This window comes from Achromobacter denitrificans NBRC 15125 (assembly GCF_001571365.1).
GTDB lineage: Bacteria > Pseudomonadota > Gammaproteobacteria > Burkholderiales > Burkholderiaceae_B > Achromobacter > Achromobacter denitrificans.
In genome coordinates, this window is record NZ_BCTQ01000009.1 from 138,930 (window position 1) to 158,399 (window position 19,470).

Here is a 19,470-nt window from a genome sequence, read left to right on the forward strand (position 1 = left end):
AGCGCCAAGCCGCTCGCGATCGACGCGCGCGGACCGCGAAACCAGGAGACAGCAGCGATGTACAGAAGCAATTTCGAACCCGGCTCCACCCGTTGGGCGGTGCGGCGCAGCCAGTGGCGCAGCATGGGAATCCGTGAAGAAGACATGGAAAAGCCGAAGATCGCGGTCATCAACACCTCGAACAAACTCTCGTGCTGCTACGTGCACCTGGACGGCATCAGCGCCCTGGTTCAGCAGGCGATCCGGGATGCCGGCGGCCTGGCCTTCGAAGTGCGCACGGTTGCCCCCAGCGACTTCGTCACCAGCGCAGGCAAGAAGGCGCGCTATCTCATGCCGACGCGCGACCTGATGGTCAATGAGGTGGAGTGCATGATGGAAGGCGCGGTGCTGGACGGCATGATCTGCCTGTCCTCGTGCGACAAGACCACGCCCGCGCACCTGATGGCGGCCGCGCGCCTGGACGTGCCGACGCTGCTGCTCACCTGCGGCTACCAGATCGGCGGCAAGTGCTCGAACGAAAAATTCGAGGACCAGTTCTTCGACATCGACGACGTCTACGAACAGATCGGCGCGCTGGCAACTCGCACCATCACGCTGCAAGACCTTACCGACATGACGGACGTGGCCATCCAGTCGCCCGGCGTCTGTGCCGGCCTGGGAACCGCCAATTCCATGCATATCGTGGCCGAGGCGATCGGCATGACCCTGCCGGGCAATTCGCCCATCTGGGCCGGCGGCCGACGCCTCAACGAATACGCGCAACAGGCGGGACGCCAGATCGTCGAGCTGACCCGCCACGGCGTCTCGGCGCGAAAGATCATTACCGAGGAGGCCATACGCAATGCCGTGATGATGGTGCTTGCGGTCGGCGGCTCCGTCAACACCGTGCGCCACATCGCGGCCATCGCCACCGAAGCCGAACTGCCGCTGGACGTGATCAAGCTGTACGAGGAGTACGGCAAGGTCATCAAGCTGCTCACCGCCGTGCGTCCCAACGGCCCCTTCCGCACGGAAGATCTTGAGGCGGCCGGCGGAACCCCCGCCGTCATGAATCAACTGAGCGAGCATCTGTACCTCGACGCCCTGACCGTCACGCGCCAGACCGTCGGCGAGAACATCCGCGACGCGCGCGTCAAGGACGGCAAGATCATCCGGACACTGGCCGATCCGGTCAGCCATCGGCCCGGCGTAGGCATCCTGCGCGGCAATCTGGCGCCCAACGGCGCCATCGTGAAGCTGTCCGCCGTTCCGGGTGAGCGCGCCGAGTTCTCCGGTCCCGCCAACATCTACGAAGGCGAGGATGAAGCCATTGCCGCCCTGGGCGAAGGCAAGATCAACAAGGGCGACGTGATCGTCCTGCGCAACATGGGTCCCAGCGGCGGCCCGGGCACGGTGTTCGCATGCAGCTTCGTGGCGGCCTTGAATGGGGCCGGCATCGCCGAGCACGTGGCGGTGGTCACCGACGGTGAACTGTCCGGCTTGAACCGGGGCATCATCGTTGGCCAGTTGATGCCCGAATCCGCCGCCGGCGGCCCGCTGGCCGTGGTCCGGCAGGGCGAAACCATCCACATCGATTTCGTCGACCGCCGTATCGAGATGGATGTGCCGCAGGCCGAGATCCAGCGCCGCCTGAAGGAATGGCGCCCGCGAGACCTGGAACTGGGCGGCGGCAGCAGTACCTATCTTCTTCAATACGCCCAATTGGTGCAGCCCATCGAACAGGGCGCGGTATTGGGCAAGCGCAAGATCCACGCACACATCCCCTGATCCGGGGGGCGCCCGTTCCCCGGGCGCCCGTCGCAGGATGCATCAGAACAACGACACACGGAGACAGCCCATCATGTCCACACAGACAGAGGCACAGAAGTCCAGAAAAGCGGGTCTGGCGGCGTTCATCGGAACGGTATTGGAATGGTATGACTTCATCATCTACGGCACCGCGGCCGCCATCGTACTGAACAAGGTTTTCTTTCCGAACAGCGATCCTCTGGTCGGCACCTTGGCCGCCTTCGCCACCTATGCCGTCGGCTTTCTCGCGCGTCCGCTGGGCGGGCTTTTCCTCGGCTATCTGGGCGACAAGGTCGGCAGAAAGACCGTGTTGGTATTGACGCTGTTCCTGATGGGCGGCGCCACCACGGCCATCGGCCTGCTCCCGGGTTACGACAGCATCGGCGTCTGGGCGCCCATCCTGCTCGTCCTCATGCGTTTGCTCCAGGGTTTCGGCGCCGGCGGAGAATATGCGGGCGCGGTCGTGCTCTCGGTGGAGCACGCCCAGAAAGGCAAGCGCGGGGCCGCGGGCGCGTGGGCGCCTCTGGGCTTTGCCGCGGCGACCCTGCTGGCCAACGCCGTGTTCTTCTTCTTCCTGAACGTACTCAGCGAAGAGCAATTCATGGCATGGGGGTGGCGCATTCCCTTCCTGCTCGGCGCGGCGTGCGTACTGGTCGGCTACCTGATCCGCCGCAACATCGAAGAGCCTCCCGCCTTCGAAAAAGCACAGCAGTCCCAGCAACTCAAGAAGATCGGCCTGCTCTCGGCCATCAAACACCACCCGCGCAGCTTCTTCATCGTCATCGGCTCGCGCATGGGCGAAAACGGCTTTGCCTACCTGTATCCCGTGTTCTGCGTGTCGTACATGGTGACGACGCTGAAAATGGAAAAGTCGATGGCCTTGTGGGCCGTGATCATCGCGTCGGCCATCCAGCTGGTCACCATCCCCTTCTACGGCGCGCTGTCCGATCGTGTCGGCCGCAAGAAGGTCTACCTGGCCGGCGTCATTTTCTCGATGCTCTGGCTTGCGCCGTTCTTCATGCTGTTGGACGTGCAAGCCTTCTGGGCCGTCGCCCTGGGATTCGCCGTGGGCCTGGGCATAGCCTACCCCGCCATGCTCTCTCCGCAGGCGGCGTGGTACGCCGAACTTTTCGACACCGAATTCCGCCTCGCGGGCTTCGCCTTCTCGCGCGAACTGGGATCCTTGCTGGCGGGCGGGCTGGCCCCCTTCATCGCCACCGCGCTCTACACCTATTATCAGCACTGGTGGCCCATTGTCGTCTACATGGGAGCCATGGGAATCCTCACGCTGATCGCCCTCGCGCTCGGACCCGAAACGGTGCATAAAGAAATCGATTAACGCGACATCGCCGCCGGCTCCGGCGGCTCGCGCATTTGAAGGAGACAGCATGGACAACAGCAATGAGTTTCCGGCGTGGCGCCTGGAAAGCCGCTACGACACCGTGCCGGACCTGCCCGTCCTGGCCGAGGTGGATGTGCTGGTCGTCGGCGGCGGCGCGGCCGGCGTGGCTGCCGCCACCACGGCGTCCGAGCACGGCAAGCGCACCCTGGTGATCGAGCGATACGGCTTCTTCGGCGGCGCGGCGGTGGCCGGTATGTCCGGCACCATTTGCGGCATGTACCTGGCGAGCGATCTCCACCCCGCACCGCAACAGGTCGTGCAGGGATTTACCGAACGCTTTCGAGCCGCGCTGGCCCGCCGCAACGGCGTCACGGGACCGCAACGCTATGGCAAGACCTGGACCGTCACGCACGATCCGTTGATGTGGAGCGAAACCGCCGACGATTTGGTCGAGGAAAGCGGCGCCAAGACGTTGTTCCATACCAGCGTAAGCGGCGTTATCGTGCAGCATGGCGCGTGCACCGGCGTGGTCATCGAATCGGCGGCGGGACGTTCCGTCGTGCTGGCCAAACGCATCATCGATGCCTCCGGCGATGCCGCCGTGATCGCGCGCGTGGGCTACCGCTACGTCTTCGGCGATCACGGCCGGATCCAGAATCCAACCATGTTCTTCAGGCTGGGCCAGGTTGATGTCCCGCGCTTTCTGGCGTATTGGGGCGAGGACACCATCAATCCGCCGAAGGTGAGCGACGCCATCACGCGGGCCGACGCGGACAAGCGCTACGACCTGCCGCGCAAGAAGATCTGGATCTTCCCGACCACCCGGCCGGGTGAACTGCTGGTCAACGCAACCCGCCTGACGGCGCGCGACGGCCGCATGCTCAACGTTATCGATCCGGAAGACTTTACCGAAGCCGAAGTCGCCGGCCGCCGCCAGGTGCGCGAGTACGCCGCCTTCCTGGCGGAGAACGTTCCAGGATGCGAAGCCAGCTATGTCATGAATACCGGCACGCAGGTCGGCGTGCGCCAGACGCGCAGCATCGTGGGCGTGGAGACACTCACCAACGACGACGTGCTGTCCTGCCGCAAGCGGGACGACGGCATTTGCAAAGTGCCGTGGCCGATCGAACTGCATGCGGGCGAAAGGCCGAAGCTCCACTGGCTGCTGGACGATTACTACGAAGTCCCGTATCTCGCGCTGGTCCCGGAGCGCGGCGAAAACATCATCGTCGCCGGCCGCTGCCTCAGCGCCGAGCACGAAGCGCTGGCTTCGGCCCGCGTCACCGCCCAGTGCTTCGAATACGGCCGCGCCGCCGCAGTCGCCGCGGTGCTATCCCTCGACACCGACCGCCAATTCCGGGACATCCCGGGCGAAGAAGTTCGCGCGGCCATGCGGAAATTGGGCAGCGCGCTGTAGCTTTGCCCACGAGCCGTTCTTCGCCGCCGCCAGCGGCGCGCGGACACGCGCGTTCCCGCTCACGCGAGATCCTGCTCCAGATAGCTGTCGGCCTCGCCCGACAGCTTCAGCGCCTCCCATTGCGCCAGCGTCAACTGGGGCATCTGGAAGGCCGCCTGCGGACGGCAGTACCAGCCCGGGTTGTGCAGTCGGGCGAGCAGATCCATGGCGGGGCCGTCCAGGTACAGATTGTCGCGGTCGGCCACCACGTCGTCGCGCACGTGCATGGCCACCACGCCGGCCACCACCAGGCTGCGGCGATCGATGCGTATGAGTTCATGCACGCGGCATTCGAATGCCACCGGCGACTGCGCCACCCACGGCACGCCGATACGCCGGGACGGCGACAGGACCAGTCCGGCCTCCAGCGACTCATCCACGCCGGCCGGAAAGTCCACCGCCGTCACGTTCATGCGGGCGGCCAGCGGCGCCGACACCAGGCTTACCGTGAATTCGCCGCGTTCGGCGATATTGCGCGCCGTGTCCTTGGGCGCGTCGCCGCGCACGCCGATGCCCACGCAGATCAGCGGCGGGTCGCCGGACATCACGTTGAAGAACGAAAAGGGCGCCACGTTCGTCGCGCCCTGGTCGTCGCGCGACACGATCCAGGCAATGGGCCGCGGCACGACCGCAGCGGTCAGCAGCTTGTAGCGGGCCGGACCCTGCAGGTCATTCAGGTCGATGAACATGGCCAGTCTCCCGCCGCTTCAATCCTGCGCCCGCGTGGGCGCGGCCCCCTCGGCGGCCTTGGCGTCGGCGAACGCGCGGTCGCTGCGCTTGCAGCGGCAGCGGCCGATCTGGTGCAGCTCGATCAGGTTGCCCACCGGGTCGCGCAGGAACAGCTGCATCAGTTCGGGCGCCGCCACGTTGTCCAGCTTCCAGTGTTCCACGCCCAGGCGCCGCAGCTCGGCTTCGGCCTCCGCGATATCGCGCACGGCCAGCGCCACGTGGTTTTCCACAGGATCTCGGCCCGGGCCCTGCGAATAGGGCGAAGGACCATCGCTGCCCAGCAGGTGGATCTGGCAATCGTTGCCCATGTCCAGGAAGTATCCGGCGATGCCGGGAATCTCCCAGCGCCCCTTGTCGGTGTCCAGCCCCAGCACGTTCCCGTAGAACGCGCCCATGGCCGCGACTTTGTCCAGCGGCATGCGCACCGCGTGATGATGCAGCTCCAGAACATCCAGTGCCATTTTTTCTCCTCGATTCTCGTCCGGCAGGCGCCCACGCGCCGCCGAAGCCTGCATGGTGGCCCGCGTCCGGGCGCCGGGGAATGCCGCCGGGCGCAATCCAGAATTGCGCGGCAGGCAACTCCCGGGCCGGGGCCGCCCGCGCCCCCGCGCTATGCTAGGCCGCATGAAATCGCTAGACCTCAATCTGCTGCTGACTCTGGACGTGCTGATTCAGGAAGGCAGCGTCGCGGGCGCCGCCCGCCGGCTCAACCTCAGCACGCCCGCCGTGAGCCGCAGCCTGGCCCGCATCCGGCGCGCGGTGGGGGACCCCGTCCTGGTGCGGTCGGGGCGCGGGCTTGCGCCCACGCCGCGGGCGCTGGACCTGCACGCCCGGGTGAAGAACGTGGTGGAACAGGCGCAAGCCGTGTTCACCGAATTCAGCCAGGACATCGACCTGGCCACCCTCGATCGCGTGTTCACGCTGCGCGCCAACGACGTCTTCGTGGGCGGCTACGGCGGCCGCCTGCGCGAGCACCTGCGCCGCCATGCGCCGCGCGCCGTGCTGCGCTTCGTATCGGAGGGCGAAGACGATGGCGATGCCCTGGACGGCAAGGTCGATCTCTACATCGGCTCGTCGCAGAAGTTCGGCGCCGACATCAAGGTGCAGAGCCTGTTCACCACCACCTTCTGCGGGCTGGCGCGTGCCGGACATCCCATCTTCGACGAAGACATCACGCCGCGGCGCTTCGCGGCCTACGACCATATCAGCGTGTCGCGGCGCGGCCGCGCGCAGGGTCCCATCGACGCGGCGCTGGCCGCGCTGGGCCTGGCGCGGCACGTCTCGCTCATCACGCCCACGTTCCATGCCGCCATCTTCGCGCTCGCCGATTCCGACCTGATCCTGCCGTCCATGCCGCGGGATCTCATCCCCGGCGTGGAGCGGCTGGGCCTGAAGCTGCGCGCGTTCCCGGTTCCCGTGCCCGTGACCCCGGTCACCGTCGTGCAGGCCTGGCCGCCGCGCCTGGACAGCGACCTCGCGCACCGCTGGCTGCGCCAAACGATCAAGCAGGTTTGCGGCGCTTCCGAAGCCGCCGCGCAACCCCTTTAAAAATGGCGTTCCGCCCCGCCCGGCTCCTGTATACTGCCTCGTGATTGTTCAACAATCCTGGCATGAAATCCAGGATCGGATCAGGAGGCAGACCATGTCGAATTACCCCGCGGCGTACCAGGTAGGCAAGGGTTCGGTATTGAATGTGGACCGGGACTTCTACCGCACGCTCGTCGCCGACCCGACGCAACGCAAGCTCGTCGAATCCCACGTCGTTCCCATCCGCAGCGGCTTCGCCTGGAAGGTCCCCGCCGGCCACGTGTTCCGCATCGTGACCCTGGAAGGCCCCCAGGTCGCGGACTTCAACATGTGGAACCTGCACAATCCGCGCGAACGTATGTGGGCCTCGCGCACGCGCCAGCTGCAACAGGCGCACGTCAGCACGCACGACCGCCTCTGGTCCACGCTGCCGTACCTGCGGCCCATGGCCACCATCACCGACGACACGCTCGCCGGCTACGGCATCGACAGCGACGGCGGCCGCGTCCACGATCTGCTCGGCACGCGTTGCGACCCCTACGTGAACAAGCTGCTCAGCGGCGAGGATTTCCACTTCCACTGCCACTCCAACCTGACCCGCGCGGTGGCGCCCCACGGCCTCACCGAATTCGACGTGCACGACGTGCTCAACGTGTTCCAGGTCACCGGCCTGAACGACGACGACAAGTACTTCATGAAAGCCTGCCCCGCCAAGCCGGGCGACTACCTGGAGTTCTTCGCCGAAATGGACCTGCTGTGCGCGCTTTCCACCTGCCCGGGCGGCGACCTGTCCGTGCCCATGTGGGGCCCCGAGGCGCGCGATCCCATCGACGTCTGCCGTCCGCTGGGCGTGGAGGTCTATGCGCTGGATCCCGCGCTGCTGCAAGGCTGGACACCGCCCGAGGTTTCACCGTATAAGGGCGTCCACGGACTGCACCCTGAAAAGGTCGAGTGGAAGTAAAAGGGAAAAAAAGCGAGAGAATTGCCCCCCCACACGCCGCGCCCTCGGCTTGCAGCCCCCCCCCCCGAAGGGGGCCGTTTCACCTCGGGGCGGCGCAGCGGAATAAACGAGCGCCGTGGCCAAACCGCGGCGCTTTTCTACAGGAGCCTTGCCATCATGCCCGCCGAACGCGACAGCGGAATCTCGATCGCCGAACGCATCAGCCACCAGCTGCGCGATGACATCATGGAGGGGAAGCTGCCGCCCGGCACGCAACTGGTCGAGGTCGACCTGGCGGCGGACTACGGCGCTTCGCGCAACACCATCCGCGAGGTCCTGCACCAACTCGGCCGCGAAGGGCTGGCCACGTTCATCCGCCACAAGGGCGTGGTGGTGCGCCGCATGGAGCGCAAGGACCTGCGCGAGATCTACGCCGCGCGCCGCGCGCTGGAACTGCAGGCCATCGCCGGCGGGCTGCCGTTGCAGCCGGCCTTGCTCGACAAGATGCACACCGCCATCAACGCGGCCGAGCGCGCGCTGTCGAAAAGACAATGGCGCAACGTCGGCACGCTGAGCCTGCAGGTTCACCAGCATATCGTCGCGCAACTGGGCAGCCGGCTGCTCGATGAGTTCTTCCTTACGCTGTGCGCGCAGCTGCGCCTGGTATTCGCGTCCGAAGTCGATGAAAGCCGCATCCAGACGCCGGACTGGATCGAACGCGAGCGGCATATCCACGGCCTGCTCGTGGAAGGCCGCCGCGACCTGGCCGCGCAAGCGCTGACGGACTACCTGGACGATTCGGAACGCACGCTGATGGCCGTCCTGACGCGCCTGAAGCAACAGGGAAAATAAGATAAGGCCGGCCGGGCGCGTGCCCGGCTACCTTCGTTGCGCGCCTACGCGCGCGCTTCCGGCTCCGCGTAGCTGCCGTCCTCGCGATGGGTTTCCTGCCCGCTCAAGGGCGGATTGAACACGCATACCAGCCGCAGATCCCCCTTCAGGGCGCGCAGCACGTGCTGGTCGTTCTTGTCCAGCGCGTACAGGGTGCCCGGCGTGATGGGATACACCGTGCCGGTCGCCACGTCCTCGACTTCTCCCTCGCCTTCCATGCAGTAGTTCGCTTCGTAGTGATGCTTGTAGTGCAGGTGCAGTTCGGCGCCTTCGAAGACGCGGGTTTCGTGCACGGAGTAGCCGATGCCGTCGCGCTTGACGATGATGCGCTTGCTTTCCCAGCCCGGTCCCCGGGCGTGGCGTTCGGTGTCGGTCAATTCGTCGCTGTGGATAACTATCATGGATGCAGATCCGCAAGGGAGTGGAGAAATCAATTCCGGCGGCGCGTCGCCGATCCCAGCGCTTCTTCGATGCGCGTGGCGGCAAGCAGCAAGGCCCGGTCGCCGCCGCGCAGCCCGGTCGCCATCAGACCCACCGCCTTGCGGTCGGCGGGATCGCCCGGCAGCGAAATGCTGGGCAGGTCCAGGCGGTTCGCGAACTCCGCCAGGCTGAATGCCCGGGCGTTTTCGCGCAGATACCTGTCCTTGTCTTCCAGCAGGGCCACCGGCGGCGGCAGCATGGGCACCGTGGGCGTCAGCACCGCATCGGCGCCCGCCATCAGCGCGTCGTATTCCCGGCCCAGTTCCGCGAGCCTGCGCTGCGCGGAAAGGTAGGTATGCGCCGGCACTTGCGCGCCCAGCAGCATGCGTGGCCCCACGCGCGGGTCGTAGCGGTCCGCGTCGGCCGCCAGGCGCGTCGCGTGCAGCATGTAGGCCTCGGCCGCGATGATGCCGCCGTCGCGCGCCACGGCGCCGGCCTGTGCCACGCAGGGCATCGCCACGCGGCGCAGCACCGCGCCCGCATCCATCAGTCGCTCCAGCCACGCCGAGAATGCGCGCCGCACCTCGGCGTCCAGCTGGTCCTCGACATGATCAGGCACCACGAAAATCCGGCTCGCCAGAGGCGCCGCGCCGCAAGCGGCGGGCGCCGCGGCGCGAGCCTCCCCGGGCACCAGCGCCTTATCCACACGCAGGCATTGCGCGGCATCGGTGGCGATGACGCCCGGCACGTCGAAGCTCGGCGACAGATACATCATGCCCGCGTCGTGATAGCGGCGTCGCGAGGGCTTGAACCCCGCGACGCCGCAGAAGGCCGCCGGAATGCGCGCGGAGCCGCTGGTATCCGACGCCAGCGCGAGGTCCGCCATGCCCAGCGCCACCGCGACGGCGCCGCCGCTGGTGGATCCGCCGGCCACGCGCGGCGTGTCGGCCATGCGGGGAGACAGGGGCGTGCCGTAAGTGGCGTTCAAGCCCAGGGCGCCATAGGCGAACTCGGTCATGTTGTTCTGCGCCAGCAGCACGGCGCCCGCTTGCCGCAAAGCGCGCACTAGCGGCGCATCCTCGGCCGCGGCCGGCGCATCGGCCAGCACACGCGACCCCGCGTGCGTCGTCCATCCGCGCACGTCGAAACAGGCTTTCACCCCCAGCACCATGCCGGCCAGCGGCTCCCTGCCGGGCGCCAACCGCCGCAACGCGTCGCGTGCGCGCGCCTCGGCGAGCGCGCCCTCATCGCGGCGCGCCAGCAGCGCCAGCGCGGCGGCGGCGGGTTCCGCTTCGATCCGATCCAGGCACGCCGATACCGCCTTCGACGACAGGCCGAACTCGTCAGGAGACATGGACATGGCTCAGGAAATCCTTCACGCGCGGATCCGCGCTGCCCAACACCTCGGCCGGCGGCGCGTCGAGCAGCACGCGGCCGGCCTCCATGAACACCACCCGGTCCGACACCTTGAACGCGAAGCCCATCTCGTGCGTCACGATCAACATCGTCATGCCCTCGCGCGCCAGCGTTTCGACCACCTTCAGCACCTCGGCCACCAGTTCCGGATCCAGCGCCGACGTGGGTTCGTCGAACAGCATGATGGACGGCCGCATCGCCAGGGCGCGGGCGATCGCCACCCGCTGCTGCTGGCCGCCTGAGAGCTGGTGCGGATACTTGTGCGCGTGGTCCAGCATGCCGACCTTGTTGAGCAGCACCAGCGCTTCGCGCCGCGGCGCATCGCCGCTGCCGCGCCGGTGGTAGGCCGGCGCCAGCATGACGTTCTGCAGCACCGTCTTGTGCGGGAACAGGTTGAAGCTCTGGAACACCATGCCGATGTCGAGGATGCGCTCGCCTGGACCGTTCTGCGCGCCCGCGCCCGGCGATCCCAGGAACGGCTTGCCATGCAGCAGCACCTCGCCGCCGTCCAGCGTTTCCAGGCCGTTCAGGGTCCGTATCAGGGACGTCTTGCCCGAGCCGGACGGGCCGATGATGCTGATGACTTCGCCGGTCTGCACGATCAGGTCGATGCCCTTGAGCACCTCATGGTCGCCGAAGGACTTGCGCGCCTGCCTCACTTCGAGCGCGGGCGCATCGTCGACGGCCGTGCGCGCGGGCCGGGACTCTCCCTCCCGCAGCTCGCGCCGCACCTGTTCGTCCAACGCCAGCGGCTTCGGCGCGCGCCGCAGGATGTTCATGTGCGACTCCAGCCAGCCCAGCAGCTTGTCGAACAGCGTCACGATCAGCACGTAGTACAGCGCCACCGCCAACATGGTCTCGAAGACCAGGAAGTTCTGCGTGTACAGCCGCTGCCCCACCAGCAGGATCTCGGCCAGCGAAATCACCGATACCAGCGACGTCAGCTTGGCGATCGTGATGAACTCGTTGCTGAGCGCCGGCAGCGCGATGCGCAGCGCCTGCGGGATCACGATCATCCGCTGGATGCCGGCATAGCGGATGCCCAGCGCGCGTCCGGCCTCGACCTGCCCGCGCGGCACGCCGAGGATGCCGCCGCGATGTATCTCGGCGATGAAGGCGGTTTCGCTCACGACCAGCGCGGTCAGGCCGGCATAGAACGGGTCGGACAGCAGGGCGCCCGCCGCGGGAAAGACCTGCGGCAGGTTATAGATGAACACCAGCAGCACCAGCAGGGGCAGGCTGCGGAAGAACCAGATGTACAGCCCCGCCAGCCGGCTCACGACGGGATTCTTCGCCTGCTTTCCCAGCGCCAGCAGGAAGCCCGCCGCCACGCCTACCACCCACGTCGCCGTGCTCAGCTTCACCACCACCCAGCACGCCTTCCAGAAGTCGGTGTCCCACAGCAGGCTGACGGCGTAATCCCAATCGAAATGCATGTTGCTGCTTCCGTCTCGGCGTTAGCGGGCCGGGCCGGTCAAGGCGGCCTGGATTTCGGCCGCGGTCGGCTCCTCCAGTCCGTAGCGGGCCAGCAGCGCCTGGTATTCGCCGCTCTCGCGGGCGCGCTGCAGCGCGCCGTTCAACGCTCCCTGGAGGTCCTTGGACTCCTTGTTGATCCCCAGCCCGATCACGATGGGATAGAGCAGGGCGGTGGAGCTCACCTTCAGGCCGTCCTTCGACTGCGCCAGCATGCCGTGCACCACCGCGGCATCCTCGATCATCGCGTCGGCCGCTTGCGAGCGCAGCGCCATCATCGCCTCGGGGGAAGTCGGGAACTCCAGCACCTTGATTTCGCCCTGTCCCTTGGCTTGGCAGGTCTCGCGCGATACCTTCTGCAGCTTCGGCGTCCAGGACGCGCCCTTGATCGAGGCCACCCGTTTGCCGCACAGGGCCTCCGGGCCGGCCGGCGCGTACGAACTGGCGGACAGCACCACCAGCGAGGCGCCGGTCTTGAGGTAGGGAATGAAGTCGATCAGCTTGGTGCGCTCCGGCGTCACGTACAGGGCGGACGCCACCGCGTCGAAGCGATGCGCGCGCATGCCCAGGATCAGGTCGGGAAAGCGCGTGTCGACGAACACCGGCTTCAGCGACAGCTTGGAGGCCAGCAACCGGGAGAAGTCCGCGTCGAAGCCGGCGGGCTTGCCGGATTCCAGGTAGGCATAGGGCGGATAGGTGAGATCCGAGCCCACCGTCAGGCTGTCGGCCTTGATGGTGGAGGCAGCGTGGACCAGCGAAGAGGCTGCGCACAACATGAAAGCGGCCAGTGCGCGCGCGGCCCCGCGCCGCGATGCCGCCAGAATCGTAGTGGACATGATTTCCCCTATTGAACGCCCTGGAACCCGCGGCAAGACTGGACCTGCGCAACGCCGGGAGGCATTTCCCGCACCAGAATTGTTGAACAATTTTTGCGATTCTGCGGCAATGGGGAAGCAGCGGATATGGGTACTTTCCCTAGCGGATTGGGGCGCGGCAAAGAAAAAGGCCGGCCCCAAAACGGGGCCGGCCTTGTGCGCGGAGGGGCGGCGAAACGGCGCTTACGCGTCGATATTCCCCGCCGACAGCGCGTGCGTTTCGATGAAGTTGCGGCGCGGTTCCACGTCGTCGCCCATCAGCGTGGTGAAGACTTCGTCGGCCGCGATGGCGTCCTCGATCTGCACGCGCAGCAGGCGGCGCACCTTCGGGTCCATCGTGGTTTCCCACAGCTGGTCCGGGTTCATTTCGCCCAGGCCCTTGTAGCGCTGCTTGGAAATGCCGCGATCGGCTTCGCTGCGCAGCCACTGCATGGCTTCGCGGAAGTCGGACACGGTTTGTTCCTTGCGCTTTTCGCCTTCGCCGCGGGCGACCAGCGAGCGCGGGCCCACCTTGCCGGAGAAACTCTTCGCGGCCTTGGACAGGATGGCGTAGTCCGAGCCGTTCACGAAGTCCGCGTCGATGAGGCTCACGCGCACGTTGCCGTGGTGCATGCGCTGCACCGACAGGCGGTGACGCTCGGTGGCTTCGTCGAACTGCGCCACCACTTCCACGCCGTTGCCACTGACCGGGTCGCGCATGGCGTCGGCCAGGCGGCGGGCGGAGTCGGCGGTGGATTCGGCCGTTTCCAGGTTGATCTCCACGCCTTCGGCCATGGCCGACAGGGCAGCCGTGTCGAATACGCGCGACAGGCGGGCGATGACGGCATCGGCGGCCACGTACTGGCGGGCCAGTTCGTTCAGCTCGTCGCCGCGGATGATGTTGCCGCCCGAAATGATCTCGGCTTCCTTCAGCGCCAGCGACAGCATGAACTGCGCTTCTTCCTGGTCGTCCTTCAGGTAGCGCTCTTCACGGCCGACCTTCACTTTGTACAGCGGCGGCTGGGCGATGTAGACGTAGCCGCGCTGCACCAGCTCGGGCATCTGGCGGTACAGCAGCGTCAGCAGCAGGGTGCGGATGTGCGCGCCGTCCACGTCCGCGTCGGTCATGATGATGAGGCGGTGGTAGCGCAGCTTGTCCACGTTGAAATCGGGGCCGATGCTGGTGCCCAGCGCCGTGATCAGCGTGGCGATCTGTTCGCTGGCGATCAGGCGGTCGAAGCGCGCCTTCTCGACGTTCAGCACCTTGCCGCGCAGCGGCAGGATGGCCTGGAACTTGCGGTCGCGGCCCTGCTTGGCCGAGCCGCCTGCGGAGTCGCCCTCGACGATGTACAGCTCGCACAGCGCCGGATCCTTCTCCTGGCAGTCGGCGAGTTTGCCGGGCAGGCCGGCGCCTTCCAGCACGCTCTTGCGACGCGTCATCTCGCGCGCCTTGCGCGCGGCTTCGCGCGCGCGGGCGGCTTCGACGATCTTGCCGCACAGCGCCTTGGCGTCGTTCGGATGTTCCAGCAGCCAGGTTTCCAGGGTGCGGGCCACGGCTTCTTCCACCGCCGGGCGCACTTCGCTGGAGACCAGCTTGTCCTTGGTCTGGCTGCTGAACTTGGGCTCGGGCACCTTCACCGACAGCACGCAGGCCAGGCCTTCGCGCATGTCGTCGCCGGACGTCTCGACCTTGGCCTTCTTGGCCAGCTCGTTGTCGGTGATGTACTTGTTGATGATGCGGGTCATCGCCGCGCGCAGGCCGGTCAGGTGCGAGCCGCCGTCGCGCTGCGGGATGTTGTTGGTGAAGCACAGCACGCTTTCGCTGTAGCTGTCGTTCCACTGCATCGCCACTTCCACGCCGACCGGCACGCCGCCCGCCGAGGACTCGGTAGACACCGAGAACACGTTCGGGTGCAGCACGGTCTTGCTGCGGTTGATGTATTCGACGAAGCCCTTCACGCCGCCCGAGAACGCGAAGTTCTCTTCCTTGCCCTGGCGCTGGTCGATCAGGCGGATCTTCACGCCATTGTTCAGGAACGACAGTTCGCGCAGGCGCTTCGAGAGGATCTCGTAGTGGTACTCGATGTTGGTGAAGATGATCGGGTCGGCCAGGAAGCGCACTTCGGTGCCGCGCTTGTCGGTCGTGCCGGTCACGGCCAGGGGCGCGACGCGCTCGCCCTGGCGAAACTCCATCTGGTGCACCTGGCCGTTGCGGCGGATGGTCAGCCGCAGCCATTCCGACAGCGCGTTCACGCAAGACACGCCCACGCCGTGCAGGCCGCCGGACACCTTGTAGGAGTTCTGGTCGAACTTGCCGCCGGCATGCAGCTCAGTCATGACGATTTCGGCCGCGCTGCGGTGGAATTCGTCGTCCTTGTGGATGTCGGTGGGAATCCCGCGGCCGTTGTCGGTGACGGAAATCGAATTGTCGGTGTGGATCGTGACGACGATGTCGTCGCAATAGCCGGCCAGGGCTTCGTCGATGGCATTGTCGACGACTTCGAACACCATGTGGTGCAAGCCGGTACCGTCGGACGTGTCGCCGATGTACATGCCGGGGCGCTTGCGCACGGCCTCCAGCCCCTTGAGCATCTTGATCGAGTCAGCGCCGTAGCCGCTGTTCTCGGGAGTGGTGTTCTGCTGATCTGACATGTCTGTATCGATAACGCTTTAAAGAACGGCCTGGCGGCCGGACCGCCCGCGAGCCCTCAGGCCCGCAAGCGGCACAAACCCACGATAGGCGCGCGGATCAAATCCGCATGGGCATGACGACGTACTTGAACTGGTCGTCTTCGGGCAGGGTGATGAGCGCCGACGCGTTGGCATCGGGCATGACCGACCACTGGATGTTGTCGACCTTGACGTTCGACAGCACGTCGAGCAGGTAGCCGACGTTGAAGCCGACGTCCAGCGCTTCATGGCCGTAATCGATGTCGATTTCTTCCTGCGCCTCTTCCTGTTCGGCGTTAGAGGACGAGATCTTCATCTGGTTCTGCGCCAGTTGCAGGCGCACGCCCTTGAACTTGTCGGTGGTCAGGATGGCGGCGCGCTGCAGGCTGCCCTGGAGCGCTTCGCGGCCGACCAGGAAGTGGCGCGTGTAGTTGGTCGGGATCACGCGGGTGAAATCGGGGAACTTGCCTTCGACCAGCTTGGACACCAGCTCCACGTCGCCGAAGCGGAAGCGGATCTGGCCCGGCGCCACGTCGATGGAGACGGGCTCGTCGGAGTCTTCCAGCAGGCGCTGCATTTCCAGCACAGTCTTGCGCGGCACGATCACTTCGTGGCGTTCGCTGATGCCGTCGGCCTCGGTGGAGCAGTGCGCCAGGCGGTGGCCGTCGGTGGCGACCGCTCGCACGCGGCCCGGCTCGAACACCAGCAGCATGCCGTTCAGGTAATAGCGGATGTCCTGTTGAGCCATGGCGAAGTGCACCATGTTGAACAGGTGGCGCAGCGTGCGCTGCGGCATGGTCAGCGATACGTCCCACTGCTCGGGCTGGGCCACGGTGGGGAATTCGCTGGCGGCCAGCGTCTGCAATGCGAAGCGGCTCTTGGCCGACTGCACCGACAGCTTGTTGCTGGCCAGCGCCAGGCGCACGTCGCCCGTGTCCGGCAGCGCCTTCAGGATGTCCAGCAGCTTGCGCGCCGCGACGGTGGTGGACTCGTTGTCCTGGCCCACGCCGAAGTCGGCATGGGTGGTGATCTGTACTTCGAGGTCGGTCGCAATGAAGGCAACCTTGTTGCCTTCCTTGCGCATCAGGATGTTCGCCAGGATGGGCAGGGTATGGCGTCTTTCGACGATGCCCGCCACAGTCGACAGCGGTTTCAGCAATGCATCGCGTGTGGTTTGTACGAGTTGCATGTTCATCCTTTTAGAGTTTGTTCCAACACGTGCAGGGTATGGTTGAGCTCCGCTTGCTTGGCGCGGGCGTCGGAAATCTTGCGTACGGCATGCAGTACGGTGGTGTGATCACGGCCACCGAACAGATCGCCGATTTCCGGCAGGCTTTTCTGGGTCAGCTCCTTCGCCAGGTACATCGCGACCTGACGCGGCAAGGCGATATTGGCGGGCCGGCGTTTCGAGTACATGTCGGCCACCTTGATCTTGTAGAAGTCCGCCACCGTTTTCTGGATGTTCTCCACGGTGATCTGCCCGTTGGACACGGACAGCAGATCCTTCAGGGCTTCCTTGCAGACATCCACCGTCAGCACGTCGCGGCCGTGGAAGCGCGCGTAGGCCAGGACCTTGCGCAGCGCGCCCTCCAGCTCGCGCACGTTGCTGCGCAGATGCTTGGCGATGAAGAACGCGACTTCCTCGGGCATGGGCACGCCTTCGGATTCCGCCTTGCGCAGCAGGATCGCCACGCGCATCTCCAGTTCCGGCGGCTCGATGGCGACCGTCAGGCCGGAATCGAAACGCGAGATCAGCCGGCTGTCGATGCCGGACAGTTCCTTCGGATAGGTATCGCTGGTGATGATGATCTGCTTGCGCTGGGCCACCATCGCCTCGAACGCATAGAAGAACTCTTCCTGCGTCCGGTTCTTGCCGGAGAAGAACTGGATATCGTCGATCAGCAGCAGATCGAGCGAGTGGTAGTAACGCTTGAAATCGTCGAACGCCTTGCGCTGGTAGGCCTTGACCACGTCGGACACGTACTGGTCGGCATGCACGTAGCGCACGCGCACCCCCGTGCCCGCCGCCACCATGGCGTTGCCGATGGCGTGGATCAGGTGGGTCTTGCCCAGGCCCACGCCGCCGTACAGGAACAGCGGGTTGTAGGACGTGCCCGGATTCTCGGCCACCTGCAGCGCGGCGGCGCGCGCCAGCTGGTTCGCCTTACCGGTAACGAAATTCTCGAACGTGAGATCGGTGTTCAGGCGCGAACGCTCGTACACGATGTTCGCGGCATCCGCGTTCACCGCTTGCGCGGCCACCGTCGTCGCCGGCACGGCAGCGGGCTGAGCCGGCGCTACCGCGGGTCCGGGCGGTGGCGCGCCGCCTGAGGGGGAACCGCCGGACGGGTACGTTTGCGCGGGTTGCGCGGCGCGCACGGGCGCAACCGGCATGCGCGGCGCGGTTCCCTGCGAAGGCAACTCGAACAGGACCTGCACCGGACGCTCGAACCACTCCGCGGCCAACGCTTCGATCTGGTGGGAAAAGTTCTTGCGCACCCAATCCAGCTTGAAGCGGTTGGGCGCGGCAACGCGCAGCACCGCCTGCGTCTCGTCATACGCAAGCGGGACCAGCGGTCGTATCCACGCGCTGATTTGTTGGGGGGGGAGTTCCTGCTCAAGACGACTGACGCAGGTCTGCCAGAATTCTTTCATGTCGCTCTTATTCAAACCTCGATTCTACCTTGCCTGGGCTGGGGTTATCCACAGGGTAGGGCATAAGTGTCCGCGCGCCGCAAGCTTAACTGTTTGACAAGACAGGGAAAACTTGCTGAAATGGTGGGCTTTTCCGAATTCTGTCTGTCAGAAGGTTTCACAGAGAGCTCGGCCGCGCTCGCCTGATAACGGTGTTTTCACCTGTATCGGCACAGCGATATGGCAACTGCTACACGCAACTGTCATAGGGCAACCGCCCGGTTCTAGCTTCTATCGGTCGCCTGGGTTTTTCCCGGTCAGAGCCCCGTCTGCGAGTCGTTTCTTGCCTCTGTTGCAAAAATGCCCGCCAGATACCCGCTACCTGAATACGCGACCAGGAACCCTCCGGGCAGGTCCCTTCTGACTTTTGTTCTTTTTGTGGATCGTCCATGAAACGTACCTACCAACCTTCCGTTACTCGTCGCAAGCGCACCCATGGCTTTCGCGTGCGCATGAAAACCCGCGCTGGCCGCGCCATCCTGAGCGCCCGCCGCGCCAAGGGCCGCAAGCGTCTGGCCGTCTAAGTCCTTGTCTTCCGGTTTTCCCGGAGACCTGACGCCCGACCCGCAGTCCATGCCGCGCGCCACGCTTCCCCCGGAGGCGCGGCTGCATCGCCCCTCCGAGTTTGCCGCCGCCCTCAAAGGCCGGCGTCTTGCCCGAGGGGCGTTCTTCATTGTGAGCGCCGCTCCCAATGATCTGCCCCCCGGCCAGGACGCCTGTGCCCGCCTGGGCCTGGTGATCGCCAAGCGGTTCGCCGCCCACGCCAGCACGCGCAACGCCATCAAGCGGGTCATCCGCGAAGCGTTCCGTCACCGGCGCCTGGACCTCCCGGCCAAGGATTACGTCGTGCGTCTGCATAGCAAGGTCGCGCCCGCCACGCTCACCGCGCTCAAACGCGGCGTCAGGGCCGAAGTGGACGCTCACTTTGGACGTATCGCGCGATGAGCGGGCGTAGCCGAAAGCTGGGGGCTGCATTACTCATTGCCCCGATCCGGTTCTACAGATTCTTTCTGAGTCCCTGGATCGGCAGGCAATGCCGCTTTACCCCTACCTGCTCGGCGTATGCGATCGAAGCGATCGAACGCCACGGCGCCTGGCGCGGCTTCTGGCTCGCGGTCCGGCGTATCGGGCGCTGCCACCCGTGGTCGCCCGGCGGGTTGGATCCGGTTCCGCCGGCCAAGGGAACCAATGGCACCCAGTGCTGTTCCCACAGCCACCGCATCGAGCATGATTGACGCTAAACTGGCGGGCTTTGCTGGCCCGTATTCAC

The 19,470-nt window shown here is 66.0% G+C and carries 18 protein-coding genes; 9 read left to right on the forward strand and 9 right to left on the reverse strand.

The features are described 5' to 3' along the window. The first annotated feature begins 57 nt into the window (after positions 1-57). From ilvD to ADE01S_RS10240, 3 genes are read left to right on the forward strand one after another with little or no spacing between them, the layout of a single operon-like run. The gene (gene ilvD / locus ADE01S_RS10230) at positions 58-1,767 is read left to right on the forward strand and encodes a dihydroxy-acid dehydratase (RefSeq protein ID WP_062681581.1); all 1,710 of its coding nucleotides are present in this window, start codon (positions 58-60) and stop codon (positions 1,765-1,767) included. Between the two features lie 37 nt (positions 1,768-1,804). Continuing rightward, a complete protein-coding gene (locus ADE01S_RS10235; RefSeq protein ID WP_198317986.1) occupies positions 1,805-3,127 on the forward strand; it encodes an MFS transporter in 1,323 nt (440 codons plus the stop codon). 49 nt (positions 3,128-3,176) lie between these two features. Continuing rightward, a complete protein-coding gene (locus ADE01S_RS10240) occupies positions 3,177-4,547 on the forward strand; it encodes an FAD-dependent oxidoreductase (protein WP_062681583.1) in 1,371 nt (456 codons plus the stop codon). A gap of 59 nt (positions 4,548-4,606) precedes the next feature. Here ADE01S_RS10240 and ADE01S_RS10245 read toward each other — a convergent pair whose 3' ends face one another. Together ADE01S_RS10245 and ADE01S_RS10250 are read right to left on the reverse strand one after the other, a co-directional pair. Next, complete coding sequence (locus ADE01S_RS10245) at positions 4,607-5,275, reverse strand: flavin reductase family protein (RefSeq protein WP_062681584.1); 669 nt, start codon at positions 5,273-5,275, stop codon at positions 4,607-4,609. An 18-nt stretch (positions 5,276-5,293) separates the two neighbouring features. Further along, positions 5,294-5,776, reverse strand: a complete 483-nt coding sequence (locus tag ADE01S_RS10250; protein ID WP_062681585.1) for a VOC family protein — start codon at positions 5,774-5,776, stop codon at positions 5,294-5,296. A 163-nt stretch (positions 5,777-5,939) separates the two neighbouring features. On the opposite strand from ADE01S_RS10250, the gene ADE01S_RS10255 reads away from it, so the two are divergent. The 3 genes from ADE01S_RS10255 to ADE01S_RS10265 all read left to right on the forward strand — a co-directional run bounded on the left by ADE01S_RS10255 (position 5,940) and on the right by ADE01S_RS10265 (position 8,634). After that, positions 5,940-6,863: a LysR family transcriptional regulator gene (locus ADE01S_RS10255; protein WP_062681586.1), complete on the forward strand. Its 924-nt coding sequence runs from the start codon at positions 5,940-5,942 to the stop codon at positions 6,861-6,863. 94 nt (positions 6,864-6,957) lie between these two features. Further along, positions 6,958-7,803: an urea carboxylase-associated family protein gene (locus ADE01S_RS10260; RefSeq protein WP_062681587.1), complete on the forward strand. Its 846-nt coding sequence runs from the start codon at positions 6,958-6,960 to the stop codon at positions 7,801-7,803. 156 nt (positions 7,804-7,959) lie between these two features. Beyond that, a complete protein-coding gene (locus tag ADE01S_RS10265; RefSeq protein ID WP_062681588.1) occupies positions 7,960-8,634 on the forward strand; it encodes a GntR family transcriptional regulator in 675 nt (224 codons plus the stop codon). 44 nt (positions 8,635-8,678) lie between these two features. Here ADE01S_RS10265 and ADE01S_RS10270 read toward each other — a convergent pair whose 3' ends face one another. The 7 genes from ADE01S_RS10270 to dnaA all read right to left on the reverse strand — a co-directional run bounded on the left by ADE01S_RS10270 (position 8,679) and on the right by dnaA (position 18,161). After that, positions 8,679-9,074, reverse strand: a complete 396-nt coding sequence (locus tag ADE01S_RS10270; RefSeq protein ID WP_062681589.1) for an ectoine synthase — start codon at positions 9,072-9,074, stop codon at positions 8,679-8,681. A 29-nt stretch (positions 9,075-9,103) separates the two neighbouring features. Further along, on the reverse strand, positions 9,104-10,453 hold the full coding sequence (locus tag ADE01S_RS10275; protein ID WP_087881324.1) for an amidase: 1,350 nt from the start codon (positions 10,451-10,453) through the stop codon (positions 9,104-9,106). Next, positions 10,437-11,945 (reverse strand): amino acid ABC transporter permease/ATP-binding protein, encoded by a 1,509-nt coding sequence (locus ADE01S_RS10280; RefSeq protein ID WP_062681590.1) that lies wholly within the window; start codon positions 11,943-11,945, stop codon positions 10,437-10,439. Before ADE01S_RS10280 ends, ADE01S_RS10275 begins: the two co-directional genes overlap by 17 nt. A gap of 21 nt (positions 11,946-11,966) precedes the next feature. Then, positions 11,967-12,818 carry an ABC transporter substrate-binding protein gene (locus tag ADE01S_RS10285; protein ID WP_082775754.1) on the reverse strand — a complete coding sequence of 284 codons (852 nt, stop codon included), beginning with the start codon at positions 12,816-12,818 and terminating at the stop codon, positions 11,967-11,969. Positions 12,819-13,040: 222 nt separating this feature from the next. Next, a complete protein-coding gene (gene gyrB, locus ADE01S_RS10290) occupies positions 13,041-15,488 on the reverse strand; it encodes a DNA topoisomerase (ATP-hydrolyzing) subunit B (RefSeq protein WP_062681591.1) in 2,448 nt (815 codons plus the stop codon). 97 nt (positions 15,489-15,585) lie between these two features. Continuing rightward, complete coding sequence (gene dnaN / locus ADE01S_RS10295) at positions 15,586-16,695, reverse strand: DNA polymerase III subunit beta (protein ID WP_054455945.1); 1,110 nt, start codon at positions 16,693-16,695, stop codon at positions 15,586-15,588. 2 nt (positions 16,696-16,697) lie between these two features. Continuing rightward, entirely contained in the window at positions 16,698-18,161 is a 1,464-nt protein-coding gene (gene dnaA / locus ADE01S_RS10300; protein ID WP_062681592.1) for a chromosomal replication initiator protein DnaA, read from the reverse strand. 428 nt (positions 18,162-18,589) lie between these two features. Between dnaA and rpmH the strand changes: the two genes are divergently transcribed. Genes rpmH through yidD form a run of 3 tightly spaced genes read left to right on the forward strand, consistent with a single transcriptional unit; the run spans position 18,590 to position 19,435 of the window. Beyond that, complete coding sequence (rpmH, locus tag ADE01S_RS31215; protein WP_006228069.1) at positions 18,590-18,724, forward strand: 50S ribosomal protein L34; 135 nt, start codon at positions 18,590-18,592, stop codon at positions 18,722-18,724. A gap of 49 nt (positions 18,725-18,773) precedes the next feature. Beyond that, the gene (locus tag ADE01S_RS10305; RefSeq protein ID WP_062681593.1) at positions 18,774-19,145 is read left to right on the forward strand and encodes a ribonuclease P protein component; all 372 of its coding nucleotides are present in this window, start codon (positions 18,774-18,776) and stop codon (positions 19,143-19,145) included. After that, positions 19,142-19,435, forward strand: a complete 294-nt coding sequence (yidD, locus tag ADE01S_RS31220) for a membrane protein insertion efficiency factor YidD (RefSeq protein ID WP_075873191.1) — start codon at positions 19,142-19,144, stop codon at positions 19,433-19,435. Before ADE01S_RS10305 ends, yidD begins: the two co-directional genes overlap by 4 nt. Positions 19,436-19,470 lie beyond the last annotated feature (35 nt).

What these genes read in the sequence shown, in the direction of transcription:
- ilvD (WP_062681581.1), top strand. Translation starts at nt 58, where the DNA reads ATGTACAGAAGCAATTTCGAACCCGGCTCCACCCGTTGGGCGGTGCGG.
- ADE01S_RS10235 (WP_198317986.1), top strand. Translation starts at nt 1,805, where the DNA reads ATGCATCAGAACAACGACACACGGAGACAGCCCATCATGTCCACACAG.
- ADE01S_RS10240 (WP_062681583.1), top strand. Translation starts at nt 3,177, where the DNA reads ATGGACAACAGCAATGAGTTTCCGGCGTGGCGCCTGGAAAGCCGCTAC.
- ADE01S_RS10245 (WP_062681584.1), bottom strand. Translation starts at nt 5,275, where the DNA reads ATGTTCATCGACCTGAATGACCTGCAGGGTCCGGCCCGCTACAAGCTG.
- ADE01S_RS10250 (WP_062681585.1), bottom strand. Translation starts at nt 5,776, where the DNA reads ATGGCACTGGATGTTCTGGAGCTGCATCATCACGCGGTGCGCATGCCG.
- ADE01S_RS10255 (WP_062681586.1), top strand. Translation starts at nt 5,940, where the DNA reads ATGAAATCGCTAGACCTCAATCTGCTGCTGACTCTGGACGTGCTGATT.
- ADE01S_RS10260 (WP_062681587.1), top strand. Translation starts at nt 6,958, where the DNA reads ATGTCGAATTACCCCGCGGCGTACCAGGTAGGCAAGGGTTCGGTATTG.
- ADE01S_RS10265 (WP_062681588.1), top strand. Translation starts at nt 7,960, where the DNA reads ATGCCCGCCGAACGCGACAGCGGAATCTCGATCGCCGAACGCATCAGC.
- ADE01S_RS10270 (WP_062681589.1), bottom strand. Translation starts at nt 9,074, where the DNA reads ATGATAGTTATCCACAGCGACGAATTGACCGACACCGAACGCCACGCC.
- ADE01S_RS10275 (WP_087881324.1), bottom strand. Translation starts at nt 10,453, where the DNA reads ATGTCCATGTCTCCTGACGAGTTCGGCCTGTCGTCGAAGGCGGTATCG.
- ADE01S_RS10280 (WP_062681590.1), bottom strand. Translation starts at nt 11,945, where the DNA reads ATGCATTTCGATTGGGATTACGCCGTCAGCCTGCTGTGGGACACCGAC.
- ADE01S_RS10285 (WP_082775754.1), bottom strand. Translation starts at nt 12,818, where the DNA reads ATGTCCACTACGATTCTGGCGGCATCGCGGCGCGGGGCCGCGCGCGCA.
- gyrB (WP_062681591.1), bottom strand. Translation starts at nt 15,488, where the DNA reads ATGTCAGATCAGCAGAACACCACTCCCGAGAACAGCGGCTACGGCGCT.
- dnaN (WP_054455945.1), bottom strand. Translation starts at nt 16,695, where the DNA reads ATGCAACTCGTACAAACCACACGCGATGCATTGCTGAAACCGCTGTCG.
- dnaA (WP_062681592.1), bottom strand. Translation starts at nt 18,161, where the DNA reads ATGAAAGAATTCTGGCAGACCTGCGTCAGTCGTCTTGAGCAGGAACTC.
- rpmH (WP_006228069.1), top strand. Translation starts at nt 18,590, where the DNA reads ATGAAACGTACCTACCAACCTTCCGTTACTCGTCGCAAGCGCACCCAT.
- ADE01S_RS10305 (WP_062681593.1), top strand. Translation starts at nt 18,774, where the DNA reads ATGCCGCGCGCCACGCTTCCCCCGGAGGCGCGGCTGCATCGCCCCTCC.
- yidD (WP_075873191.1), top strand. Translation starts at nt 19,142, where the DNA reads ATGAGCGGGCGTAGCCGAAAGCTGGGGGCTGCATTACTCATTGCCCCG.